Source organism: Marinobacter sp. F3R08 (genome assembly GCF_018860425.1).
Lineage (GTDB): Bacteria > Pseudomonadota > Gammaproteobacteria > Pseudomonadales > Oleiphilaceae > Marinobacter.
In genome coordinates, this window is record NZ_JAHKPI010000014.1 from 782,299 (window position 1) to 794,827 (window position 12,529).

The window sequence follows — 12,529 nt, forward strand, 5'->3', positions numbered from 1 at the left end:
TAGCCGGGCTGTAGAGATGCGCGGTTCGGCCGTATTCGAAAGCATCGCAAACAATGAGGTGAGTTATGGCACTTTCTGCCAATGAGAAAGCACAGATCGTTAAGGATTTTCAGCAAGGTGATGGCGATACCGGTTCTCCTGAAGTTCAGGTTGCACTGCTGAGCGCCAACATCAACAAGCTGCAGGATCATTTCAAGGTCAACAAGCAGGATCACCATTCCCGCCGCGGCCTGATCCGGATGGTTAACCAGCGTCGTAAACTGCTGGACTACCTCAAGCGCAAGAACGCTGACCGTTACCTGGAACTCATCCAGCGTCTGGGTCTGCGTCGCTAATCCGGGTCTCTACGACCTGAAGGCTGTGCCGGTACTTCCGGTGGCAGCCGTCAACCAGCAGGTTCTTTATAGGGCCTGCTGGTTGTGCTTGTTTCTCTCTGCAGTTGGATTGTCTGTGTTATCGAAGGATTCCCTGCCGTAATGGAAAGCCGAAATTGATAGCAGGTTGTTGAAAACCCGGGCGCCGGCGGCCTGAGTAATTACCGCCTTACAGACCGGGGTTTTGCAACAGCCTGTTAGCTTTCAGGCGGGTTGCCTTTGGACCACATGCAATACCGGCAGACAATCGATCCCATGCGCAGGGGCGCACGGGATGAATCAATCTGGAACAGATAGACCAGGAGTATTTTGTGGATCTGAAACCCGTAAAGAAATCGTTTGAGCTCGGCGGCAAAACCGTCACGCTGGAAACCGGCCGTATCGCCCGTCAGGCGACCGGTTCCGTACTGGTAACCGTTGATGATATCTCTGTACTTGGCACGGTTGTTGGTGCCAAGGAAGCCAAACCCGGCCAGCCGTTCTTCCCGCTGACCGTGAACTACTTCGAGAAGACCTACGCCGTTGGCAAAATCCCCGGTGGCTTCTTCAAACGCGAAGGTCGTCCTTCCGAGAAGGAAACCCTGACCTCCCGCTTGATCGACCGTCCGATTCGTCCGCTGTTCCCGAACGGCTTTATGAACGAAGTTCAGGTTATCACCACGGTCATGTCTTCCAGCAAGAATCAGGATCCGGACATTGCCGCGATGCTGGCAGCGTCTGCCGCTCTGTCCATCTCGGGTATTCCGTTCGATGGACCCATTGGTGCTTCCCGTGTTGGCTACACCAACGAGCGCGGCTACTTCCTGAACCCGACCTTCGAAGAGCTGAAAACCTCCCTGCTGGACATGGTTGTGGCCGGCACCGAAGATGCGGTTCTGATGGTTGAATCTGAAGCCAAAGGCCTGACCGAAGACCAGATGCTGGGTGGCGTTCTGTACGGCCACCAGGAAATGCAGACCGCTGTTACGGCTATCAAGGAATTCGCTGCTGAAATCGGCAAGCCGCGCTGGGACTGGCAGCCTGCGGTTGAGAACACCGAACTGCTGAACGCCATCAAGGCCGAGTTCGCCGGTGCTATCGAAGAAGCCTACGGTATCCGTGACAAGATGGCCCGTTACGAGCGTCTGGGTGAAGTAAAAGCCGCAGCGGTTGAGAAACTGGCCGGTGAGGAGGAAGGTCAGCCTTCCGCAGACGAGGTCAAGAAGTACTTCGGCAAGATCGAGAAGAACGTGGTACGTCAGCAAGTTATTGACGGCAAGCCGCGGATCGATGGTCGCGACAACAAGACTGTGCGTCCGATCGAGATTGAAGTGGGCGTTCTGCCCAGCGTTCACGGTTCCGCCCTGTTTACCCGTGGCGAGACTCAGGCCATCGTGACCACCACACTGGGTACTTCCCGTGATGTGCAGATCATTGACGCCCTGGAAGGTGAGCGCAAGGATCCGTTCCTGTTCCACTACAACTTCCCTCCGTACTCCGTGGGTGAAGCGGGTCGTGTGGGCACGCCGGGTCGTCGCGAAGTTGGTCACGGTCGTCTGGCCAAGCGCGGTGTTCTGGCCGTTATGCCGACTCTGGAAGAATTCCCGTACGCCATCCGTTCGGTTTCCGAGATTACCGAATCCAACGGTTCCAGCTCCATGGCCTCTGTCTGTGGTTCCAGCCTGGCATTGATGGATGCCGGTGTGCCTATCAAGGCGCCGGTAGCAGGTATTGCCATGGGTCTGGTGAAAGAAGGCGACAAGTTCGCGATTCTGACCGACATCCTGGGTGACGAAGATCACCTGGGCGACATGGACTTCAAGGTTGCTGGTACCCAGGAGGGCGTAACAGCCCTGCAGATGGATATCAAGATCAACGGCATCACCGACGAGATCATGGAGCTTGCTCTGGAGCAGGCCCACGCAGCGCGTCTGCACATTCTGGGAGAGATGAACAAGGTTATCTCTACCCCACGTGCTGAACTGTCTGCCCGTGCGCCGAGCATTACCGCTATCAAGATCAATCCGGAGAAGATCCGCGACGTTATCGGTAAGGGTGGTTCCACCATCCGTGCGATCTGTGACGAGACAGGCGCTTCCATTGATCTGGACGACGACGGCAACGTGAAGATCTACGCCGATAACCAGGAAGCTGCCCAGGCAGCGGTGAACCGGGTTAAGGAAATCACGGCGGAGATTGAAGTCGGTGCTATCTACAAGGGACGCGTTGAGCGCATTGTGGATTTCGGTGCTTTCGTGAACCTCCTGCCTGGCAAGGATGGTCTGGTCCACATTTCCCAGATCTCCGATCGCCGTATCGAGAACGTGACTGACGAGTTGAGCGAAGGTCAGGAAGTTCTCGTGAAGGTTCTGGACGTTGACAACCGTGGCCGTGTGAAGCTGTCCATGAAGGAAATCAAGGAAGGCGATGAGCCGACCGATTTCTCGGCCTCCTAACTTCGGGGCCTGACTAAAAACCCGCCTTTCCTCTGGAAAGGCGGGTTTTTTATTGCGACATGAACTGGAGAACTTCCTCGCGATACGCCGGAATCACAAACGTTGCCCCGTGGGGCGTATCTGTCTGCAAAAACGCCTTGGGCTCCCCTGCCGCCTCATAAAGCGTCGTTCCGTGATGAAACGGAATAATCCCATCGCGCACGCTCTGAATCACCATCACCGGAACCGGGCTGATTCGGGCTATATGATCGACGCCTTCGTAGTCGTCTGGAATGGTCCAGCTTAGCGGGATCTGAAACGGCCAGGTGAGCCAGAAACTCCCAAGCTTTTCCCGGGCAATGAGTCGAAAACCGGAAAATGTCCCGTCCAGAATGACGCCATCCAGGCCCGGTTGTTCATGTCGTTGAGTCCATTCGCTGGCGAGGGCTATTCCCAATCCCCCGCCGAGGCTCTGGCCAAAAACGTAGAGTGGCCGTTCAACCACTTCGGGTTTCTGCGCCAGCCAGCGTAATCCCGTTTCTGCGTCGTGAAGGGCGCCGTCAATATCCGGGGCGCCGGTAGATTTGCCGTATCCCCGATAGTCGATGGTAAAGACGTTGTAGCCATTCTCGGGCAGCCAGGCCACGTTCAATATATGGCTGCTGATGTTCTGGGCATTGCCGTGAAGGAAGTAGACGGTGCCTCTGGTGCTGCTTTCAGATGCTTTTGCGGGCAGCCACCAGCCGTGGAGGGTTTCGCCGTCCGCGGTCTCAATGTCGATGTCGTCATAGTCCAGGTTGAGTCGGTCCGGGGTTATATAGGTAACCCGGTCCGGGTAGAAGAAGAGACTGCTGCAACCGGAGAGCAGCAAAAGGGCAACCAGTAGCCCGGTTACCCGGGCATTGGTAGTGGTCAGAAATAGGCGTGAAGTCCGGCGTGCCATGTGCTCTGGTACCTGTCGTAGTGATCTTCGCGGGTGAATTCGGCAAACAGGCTGAAGGTCCGGCCAATGTGCCAGTTGCCTCTGGCGTACAGCTGGTCCTGCCGATGTTGGCTGCTGACGATCCAGGCTTTGGTTTTGGCACCGGCGAGCAGGCTGAAGCGGTTGTTCTGATGCATCACCCCTATGTCGGCCCCCGGGGCAGCATCGTAGCCGCGTCGCAGATCGTCATCGATCTCCAGATCGGCGGTGGCGATGGCAAAGGCCTGGGTCTGTTGACCGAAACGCCAGCTGCCCCCGGCGCCGCCCTCGAGATAGGGAGTCAATACCCGGTCGCTGCCCGTGTCGGTTCGGCGACCACCAAATCCCACTTGCCAGGACAGGGGCGAAAAAAATGCGTTCCGGGGGCTGAGTGAGCGGATTTCGACGCCCGTCAGTTGTTCCAGCTGGAGCTCATCGTTGTCGTGATAGAGGCGCGCATCCAGCCTGAGGAACTGCAGCTGGGCACCGGTGCGGTAACCCGCTGGCGGATCCAGGACGTCGTGATACGCGGGCCGCAACGTGAGCTGGGTAAACTCCCGATGCGCCTGCTGGCCTGCTCCGATGCTCAACCGGAAAGTGTCATGTCCCTGATCGTCTCTGACACGGGGCTCTGGCGGAGCCTCGGGCGCAGCGACTCCGCGGATCTGGCTGCGTTCTCTCAACAGATCATGGGACAGCGGTGCGGCAATTTCCCGGGGCCAGCCGTCAGCCTCACTCTTGTAGCGAACATAATCGTAGGTGGCATCCAGAACGTGGGCGCGTTCTTCCATGGGTATTGATGTCACCTCATCGGAATCTGGCGCGACATACCCATTGGCGATCGCTGCGGCCAGGGTCTGGTGATTGTCGGGCAGGGTAGAAAGACTGTAGGCCACCGCGGTGGCGGCCGAAGGCCGGTAAAACACGTCGCTGACAAGGTCTTTGTCGACCACCCAGCGAACCGTGTCCGAGGGGATGGCGTGAGTGCCCACTTCGCCCAGGAGGTCAGTGCCTGCGCGGGCAATGTCGATCAGTGCCAGCAGGCGGTAGGCGCAATTTTCGTCAAGGAAGTAGTAGTCAAAATTGCGGTCCCGTATCTCCCAGGCATGGGCAATCAACAGGTCGACTTCGTCCTGGGTGAGGTTAAGTTTGTATTCCCACAGGTCTCGATGTTCGATGTCAGAATACAGCCGGATTTTTTCGTAGTAGGGCTGTACCGTGGTGATTCCGGGGTAGCCGCCGAAAATGCCCTTGTAGGCAAATAAAAGCTCACTGTCGTGGGCGGCGGCATCGGCTGCATAGGAAATTGTGTTAGCAAGCAGCAGATTGGTTTCGTCGTCATCCTGGGGTGGATCAAGGCGCAGAAACGTGTGTCCGAACATGGATGAGGGGCTGTTCAGGTATGACGCAGCGAAAACGAGAGTGACTGTTTCTGTGTTCAGGGTCGCGGACCAGTCTTCGTAACCGGGGCATTCGATCTCCGGCAGGGACAGGTTCAGTTTTTGCCGCAGCCAGGTCTCGCGAGCCGGGAACCGGCATCGGGCGTGGTCATCGCCATCTCCGGGCTTCTGCAGGGCCTGGAGGGTTGCCTCCAGTTCTGCTTTGGGAGAGTGTTTGCCGTCATTGCTCAGGAAAAAGGCCTGGTCGTCGGCTTGACTGGTGTATCCGTCGCCAAACGTGTCCGGCTGATAATGAACAAGGGTGAGCCAGGCAGGATCGAGATGAAGCTCGGATGTGGGTAGGTTCCCGGGTGTATTGGCGGCCTGGATTGGCAGGCTGACTGCGAGCCAGATCAGTGCTGGCCCAATGCGAAGCATGTTGCCCATGGGAGGTGCTGCATCCGGTGTTGAGCGGAGTAAAGGATGGAATGATGCGCCGTCCCTGGCGCATGCGAGTCCTTTCAAGGAGTCAGGTTCAGGCTGCTACGTACTTGCTGAGTGACTCATTTTTTTCCAGCAGTGCTACGATGGCGTCCACTGCTTCACCAGAGGTGGTGTCAGAGCTTGGGAAAATGGAGGCAAAGTTGTCCTGCAGAACCTTGCGGAAGGCACCACGGTCAGCTTCGTCAACACCCAGAAGAACGGACAGGGTGTCGAGGTTTTCGCCAGCACCACGGGACATGTCCCGGGCTACCTTATCGATGTTGCTGTCCATATACATGGCCATGGACTGAACAGACTGGTTAGTCTGGCAGCCCAGGGTGCCAGTGGTCATGCCAAAGGTCTGGTTGCCAAGGGTCCCGTTGGTGGTTGCAGCCAGTACGTGGGGGGCAATACCGGACTGTCCTTTCCAGATCATAGCACCTACGCCACAGCCCGGTTGTGCAAAGGCCATAGAAGAGGCACCAAGAAGAATTGCACCTGCGATCAGTTTTTTCATTATCCACTCCTTTGTATGATTTAAAGCTTTCGTCGCTAAACCAAGACGCTGCCTCCGTTGTGGCACAGTGTCCTGAAAACGGCCCTGACTAGTCTTGTGGAGACAAGGACGACCGTTTCTTTGAGTATAAGTTCATATCCGGTCGACGCAAGTATTAAAATTCGTGAGTATTTGATTTGTCGTGAAAAAAGCCGGAACACACGCTCGTGCTCCGGCCTTCAGCTCGCGAAAAGAGCCGCGATTATCCCCCCAGATAGGCGTTTTGGACGTCCGGGTTTTCGAGCAGATTCTTGCCGGTATCGTGCAGGCGAATCTTCCCCGTTTCCAGTACATAGCCCCGGTCAGCCAGATTGAGTGCCTGATGGGCGTTCTGCTCCACCAGGAAGACGGTAATGCCTTCCTCGCGAAGATGGCCGATGATTTCGAAGATCTGTTTGATGATCAGAGGGGCCAGGCCCAGGGATGGCTCATCCAGAATGATCATGTCTGGTCTGCTCATGAGCGCCCGCCCGATGGCGAGCATCTGCTGCTCGCCACCAGACATGGTACCGGCACGCTGATGCTCCCGCTCCTTCAGGCGGGGGAAGAGCTCGTAGACATGCTCCTGGCTTTTGCGGATCTCGGATTTAGTGTTGAAGAAACCGCCCATATGGAGGTTTTCTTCCACGGTCAGGCCGGAGAATATGCGACGTCCCTCTGGAACGATGGCAATACCGGAACGCATGATCTGGGCGGTCGGCTCGCGGGTAATCTCACGGCCTTCCAGGAAAATGCGGCCGGAACTGGCCTGAGGGTTGCCGCAGACGGTCATCAGCAGTGTGGTCTTGCCTGCGCCGTTGGCGCCGATCAGCGAGACAATCTCACCCTTTTTGACCTCGACAGACACCCCGTGCAAAGCCTCGATCTTGCCGTAATGGGTATGGACATCTTCTAGTACTAGCATGTGGTTACCTCAGGCCTCGCCCAGATAGGCTTTGATCACGTCGTCGTTCTGGCGGATTTCCTCGGGTGTGCCACTGGCCAGGGGGCGCCCCTGGTTGATGACGTTGATCCGATCGGAAATATCCATTACCAGGCTCATGTCGTGCTCAATAAGCACTACGGAAACGTTGTAGTCTTCTTTCAGGCTGACAATCAGCTGATTGAGCTCCTTGGTTTCCGCCGGGTTGAGGCCTGCTGCCGGTTCGTCGAGCATCAGCAGCTTGGGCTCCGTGACCATGCAGCGGGCAATTTCCAGGCGTCGTTGTTGGCCGTAGGCGAGATTGCCCGCTTCCCTGTTGGCCAGATCCAGCAGGCCTACCCGATCCAGCCAGTAGGCGGCTCGATCCAGAGATTTTTGCTCTTTCGTCCGGTAGTTGGGGGTTTTGATCAATCCGGAGATAAGGTTGGTGTTGAGGTGGCGATGTTGGGCCACCAGGAGGTTTTCCACCACCGTCATCTGGCTGAACAGCCGGACATGCTGGAAAGTCCGGACCATTCCGAGTCGGGAGATCTTGTAGTCAGGTTTGCCCTGTACCTCTTTCCCCTCAAACAGGATTTTGCCGCCGGTAGGCTTGTAAAAACCGCTCATGCAGTTGAAGACAGTGGTTTTTCCAGCGCCGTTGGGGCCGATGATGGATACAATTTCGTGTTCCTGAATGTCCAGAGACACTTCGTCTACCGCGAGCAGGCCGCCAAAGCGCATGGACAGATTTTGTACTTCAAGCATCGTCTGTCACTCCTGCTTTTTCAGTTCAATGTGAATGCGGCGCATGGGCATCAGGCCCTGTGGACGCCAGACCATCATAAGTACCATGGCTGCACCAAAGATCAGCATTCTGTATTCGGAAAATTCGCGGGCCAGTTCCGGCAGAATGGTTACGGCGATTGCCGCAAGTACCACGCCGATCTGTGATCCCATGCCTCCCAGAACCACAATCGCCAGGATGATGGCGGATTCGAGGAAGACAAACGATTCCGGGCTGATAAAGCCCTGCTTGGAGGCGAATACGGTGCCGGCGAAACCAGCAAAGAAGGCGCCAATGGTGAAGGCAGACAACTTTACCGCGGTACGACTCAGCCCCAGAGAGCGGGCGGCAATCTCATCTTCCCGCAGTGCTTCCCAGGCGCGGCCAACCGGCATCCGCATAAAGCGACGGATGACCAGGGCAGTGAACACTGCCAGGACCAGGGCAATCAGGTACAGAAAGATGACTTTGTGTTCGCCACTGTAGGCAATACCGAAGGTTTCATGGAACGAAGTGTTGCCTTCCTCCTTCACCCGGCGGCCGAACTCCATGCCGAACAGGGTTGGATCCGGAATGCCGCCGATACCATTGGGGCCGCCCGTCAGTGTCGTCCAGTTGTTCAGCAGGATGCGGATGATCTCGCCGAAGCCGAGTGTGACGATGGCCAGGTAATCTCCCCGCAGTCTGAGCACCGGGAACCCGAGCACCAGTCCAAACAGCGCGGCCAGCAGTGCGCCGATGGGCAGGGCCAACCAGAACGAGATCCCTGTGTATTGGGAGAGCAGCGCAAAGGTGTAGGCACCAACTGCGTAGAAGGCCACGTAGCCAAGATCCAGAAGCCCGGCGAGGCCCACGACGACGTTAAGGCCGAGGGCCAGCATGACGTAGATAAGAACGAGCGTCGCCAGATCCACAGAACCGCGGGACACAAAGAAGGGCCAGAACAAGGCAAGAATCACAATGCCGGTCAGTACCCACGACTCGATCTTTGCCCGGCGGTTTTCGGCCATGGGCTCTTTGCTGGATTGCGGCAGTGGATTAGGAACGCTCCTCAGGGCGCCCATGATCTGCTCCCGGAACAGCTGGAACAGGAACACCATCACCGCCGCAAGCAAGACCATAACAACGGTCCCGGTATCTGCGCCGGTCAGCATCACGTTGATGCCCTGGGCTTCCAGATTGAAGCCAATGATCGGGTAGGAAATGATCAGCGTGATGATTGCGCAGAAAAGCGCATGTCTGAAATTGTTAGCAGCCATCAGATCTTCTCAACCTCCGGTTTGCCGAGCAGGCCGGTGGGTTTGAACAGCAGAATCAGGATCAGCAGGCTGAACGAGATCACGTCCTTGTATTCACCGCTGAGGTAGCCGGAGGTCATACTCTCGGCAACGCCCAGTATCAGTCCGCCCAGCATCGCACCAGGGATGCTGCCAATGCCACCAAGTACGGCTGCGGTAAAGGCTTTAAGCCCGGCGATAAAGCCGAACAGGGGATCAACCGAACCGTAGTACATCCCAAGTAGCAGGCCGGCAACTGCCGCCAGAGCGGCGCCGATCACGAAGGTCGCTGAGATGATGCGGTTGGTGTCGATGCCCAGCAGGTTCGCCATGCCCAGATCCTGTGAAACTGCCCGGCAGGCACGTCCGGTCCGGGAACGGGAAATGAACAGAGACAGGGCGGTCATGCAGATCAGCGTGGTGATGAAGATTGTGATTTGCATGTAGGAGAGCGACATCTGGAAGCCCTCGCCGGAGCCAAAATTGAAGCCGCCGTCGATCAGGGATGGGAAACCGATATTGCGGGAACCCTGTGCCAGATGAACGTAGTTCTGCAGGAAGATGGACATACCGATCGCTGAAATCAGCGGAATCAGGCGGTGACGTCCCCGTACTGGCCGGTACGCGACCCGTTCCACTGCCCAGCCCATGGAGCTGGAAACAATCATTGCGCAGACCAGCGCAACGATAAGTATCAGAGGTAACCAGGCAACGCCCAGGGCTGTCAGGCCGGTAATGGCAATCAGCGCCGTATACGCGCCGATCATATAAATTTCACCATGGGCAAAGTTGATCATGCCAATGATGCCGTAAACCATCGTGTAACCGATGGCGATCAGGGCGTAAGTGCTCCCGATCGTTAGCCCGTTGATGAGCTGCTGAAAGAAATACAGGAGGTCTTGCATCGTTATGGGACTCCGAAAGCCTGCTCCCTCCGATACCTCAGTCGGTGTCCGGGATGTCCGGGAGCCAACTGGAGGAGGATCAACAGGAGCCTAGAAAAACACCTTCCCCCGGATCGCGGTGAGAAGGTGCTCTCATAATTACCGTTTGTTAACGATTTCGGCTCAGTTTACCGGAGTTTTACTTCCATCTGAATGCCATTCGTAAACAACAAATTCGAACGACTTCATGTCGCCGGCTTTGTCATATTCAACGGTACCGATCGGAGTCTGGTAGGTGCCATCGCGCAGGGCAGCGGCCACGTCAAACGGATCAGAGGAGTCTGCCGCTTCAATGCCTTCGGCAATCAGCTGAACAGCAGTGTAGGAAGTCAGAACAAACGGGCCGGAAGGATCTTCACCCTTGTCCTCGAAGGCCTTCACCAGCGCCTGGTTTTCGGCTTTCTGATCAAAGGCTGGCGGGAGAGTTACGAGCAGGCCTTCGGCGGCTTCGCCAGCGATGGTGTTGATGTCTTTGTTACCCACGCCTTCTGGACCCATGAACCGGGCATCGAGATCGGCAGAGCGAGCCTGGCGGAGAATCAGGCCCAGTTCCGGATGGTAACCACCGTAGTAAACGTAGTCCACGTCAGCCTGCTTGAGTTTGGTAACGAGGGACGAGAAGTCCTTGTCGCCAGCAGTAATACCCTCGAACATGGCGATTTCAACGCCTGCATCTTTCAGGGTGTCACGAACCGCAGTGGCAATGCCTTCACCATACTGCTGCTTGTCGTGAACAATGGCCACGCGTTCGGGGCTCTGGGCGGCGATATACTGAGCCGCGACCGGTCCCTGCATGCTGTCCAGACCGATGGTGCGGAATACCAGCTCATAGCCGCGCTCGGTGATCTCCGGGCTGGTTGAGGCCGGGGTCACCATGAGGATGCCTTCGTCCTCGTAGATGTCTGACGCCGGTTGGGTGGAGCTGGAACAGAGGTGACCAATCACGAACTGAACGCCATCATTGACCAGGCTGTTGGCAACGGTAACGGCCTGCTTGGGATCACACACGTCGTCGTACTCAACGGCAACAAGTTCTTCGCCCATAACACCGCCATTGGCGTTGATCTGTTCGATCGCCATGCGGGCGCCTGAGAATTGCATGTCACCATACTGGGCGACGGGGCCAGTCATAGGTCCGGCAATACCGATCTGGATTTCAGCGGCGGCGTGGCCAGCGCCCATCAGGGCTACAGAAGTGCTTACAGCAGTTACGAGTTTTTTTACTGAAGTTCTCATTGAGTCTGTCCTGTTTTATTTCAGGGTTATTCTTGTGTTCTCAGAGAGTTAAACAAACACCACACATCACTGGTTGTCAAGCTGATGGGCAGTGCCTGCTCCGGAACACGGGCCTGTCTATAAAGGCAAAACCCGTGCCGCTCTGAGCGATGTCACGCATCCGTGCTGTCTTCCTCATCTTGTGAAACCAGTACGCGGAAGCTCTCGTGTTCGCGCAACTGTTCAAAACTCACGTCTACGGAAGCATCGTCGCGGTATGCCTCCGAAATTTCAATAGCTTTCTGCAAGGTGGTCACTGCGTCTTCCCAGCGCCCGATTTCAGCGTAGGCGCATGCCAACTGATAGTGCGCATGGCCATTTTCCGGTGCAAGTTTCAGTGCTCGCTGGCATAGACTGATAGCCCAGAGCGGTTCCTGCATTTCAAGCACCGCGTCGGCCTTGTAACTCAGAGCTTCGACGTCGTCTGGGCGAAGGTCAAGAATCTGGTCATAAGCGGAAATCTTGTTTTGTTGTGAGGTTTCCTGACTGGCCTTGAGCCACAAGGAATGCACTTCGTTCGTGCGTTCAATCTCGGCCTGGTTCTGGTGGATAATGTCAGACTTCTGCCGCAACTGCTCTTCAATGGATTCGAGGCGTTTTTCGTACTCGATCACCAGTTCGTTGACCCGTTTTTCGGCCAGACTGGTGAGCTGGTTGCGCATGTCCCGGATGGAGTTCCACCCGATGACCACCAGAATCGACGTTGCACCTGCAATCAGGTAAAAGAAATAGGTGACGGTATCGGTTGCGTAAGACATGGTCTTGTCGGCAACAGACAACTCCTTATCAACCACCTTCTCGATCAGTTCTGCCCGGGTATTCTGCATCTCCTTGCGCAGTGCCTTGCTTTCCTCCAACAAGTACAATTCGATAAACGGCGTGTACATGGGCTTTTCGAGGGTCTTGATGCTGTCTTGCAGATTTTCCGCAGTGATGTCCTTTTCAGATCGCAGGTTATCCTGGCCGTAGAGGGTGCCGGCGAAGGTCATCATGAAGAGCAAGGGTAGAAAATGCTTGATCATCGGGCGTATTCCGTCCGTCTGTCGTAAGTGGAATAAGAGCGAAACCTTAGCATAGTGGGTAACTGAAAAAATGTCGGGGATCGCTTCGGCTTGCAATTCACAGTGCAAAGACCTCTAATAGTTAGGGGTGTAAACAAATTGCCAATGCTTAATCGG

11 protein-coding genes are annotated in these 12,529 nt (G+C 56.2%); 2 read left to right on the top strand and 9 right to left on the bottom strand.

From position 1 onward, the window contains the following. The first annotated feature begins 65 nt into the window (after positions 1-65). Positions 66-335 (top strand): 30S ribosomal protein S15, encoded by a 270-nt coding sequence (gene rpsO / locus KO499_RS06630; protein ID WP_215982908.1) that lies wholly within the window; start codon positions 66-68, stop codon positions 333-335. Positions 336-691: 356 nt separating this feature from the next. Further along, on the top strand, positions 692-2,809 hold the full coding sequence (pnp, locus tag KO499_RS06635; RefSeq protein WP_228339840.1) for a polyribonucleotide nucleotidyltransferase: 2,118 nt from the start codon (positions 692-694) through the stop codon (positions 2,807-2,809). A gap of 49 nt (positions 2,810-2,858) precedes the next feature. On the opposite strand, the gene KO499_RS06640 is transcribed toward pnp, so the two are convergent. The 9 genes from KO499_RS06640 to KO499_RS06680 form a co-directional block, all read right to left on the bottom strand. Beyond that, complete coding sequence (locus KO499_RS06640) at positions 2,859-3,731, bottom strand: alpha/beta hydrolase (protein ID WP_215982910.1); 873 nt, start codon at positions 3,729-3,731, stop codon at positions 2,859-2,861. Next, positions 3,701-5,575: a DUF4105 domain-containing protein gene (locus tag KO499_RS06645; RefSeq protein WP_215982911.1), complete on the bottom strand. Its 1,875-nt coding sequence runs from the start codon at positions 5,573-5,575 to the stop codon at positions 3,701-3,703. The genes KO499_RS06640 and KO499_RS06645 overlap by 31 nt, the downstream gene beginning before the upstream one ends. Positions 5,576-5,663: 88 nt before the next feature. After that, entirely contained in the window at positions 5,664-6,128 is a 465-nt protein-coding gene (locus tag KO499_RS06650) for a DUF3015 domain-containing protein (protein WP_215982912.1), read from the bottom strand. A 241-nt stretch (positions 6,129-6,369) separates the two neighbouring features. After that, on the bottom strand, positions 6,370-7,071 hold the full coding sequence (locus KO499_RS06655) for an ABC transporter ATP-binding protein (RefSeq protein ID WP_215982913.1): 702 nt from the start codon (positions 7,069-7,071) through the stop codon (positions 6,370-6,372). A gap of 9 nt (positions 7,072-7,080) precedes the next feature. Continuing rightward, the gene (gene livG, locus KO499_RS06660) at positions 7,081-7,836 is read right to left on the bottom strand and encodes a high-affinity branched-chain amino acid ABC transporter ATP-binding protein LivG (protein WP_215982914.1); all 756 of its coding nucleotides are present in this window, start codon (positions 7,834-7,836) and stop codon (positions 7,081-7,083) included. Positions 7,837-7,842: 6 nt separating this feature from the next. Further along, positions 7,843-9,114, bottom strand: a complete 1,272-nt coding sequence (locus tag KO499_RS06665; RefSeq protein WP_215982915.1) for a high-affinity branched-chain amino acid ABC transporter permease LivM — start codon at positions 9,112-9,114, stop codon at positions 7,843-7,845. Next, positions 9,114-10,037: a high-affinity branched-chain amino acid ABC transporter permease LivH gene (livH, locus tag KO499_RS06670; protein WP_215982916.1), complete on the bottom strand. Its 924-nt coding sequence runs from the start codon at positions 10,035-10,037 to the stop codon at positions 9,114-9,116. The genes KO499_RS06665 and livH overlap by 1 nt, the downstream gene beginning before the upstream one ends. Positions 10,038-10,199: 162 nt before the next feature. Next, positions 10,200-11,312 (bottom strand): branched-chain amino acid ABC transporter substrate-binding protein, encoded by a 1,113-nt coding sequence (locus KO499_RS06675; protein ID WP_215982917.1) that lies wholly within the window; start codon positions 11,310-11,312, stop codon positions 10,200-10,202. Between the two features lie 152 nt (positions 11,313-11,464). Beyond that, the gene (locus KO499_RS06680; RefSeq protein ID WP_215982918.1) at positions 11,465-12,373 is read right to left on the bottom strand and encodes a tetratricopeptide repeat protein; all 909 of its coding nucleotides are present in this window, start codon (positions 12,371-12,373) and stop codon (positions 11,465-11,467) included. Positions 12,374-12,529 lie beyond the last annotated feature (156 nt).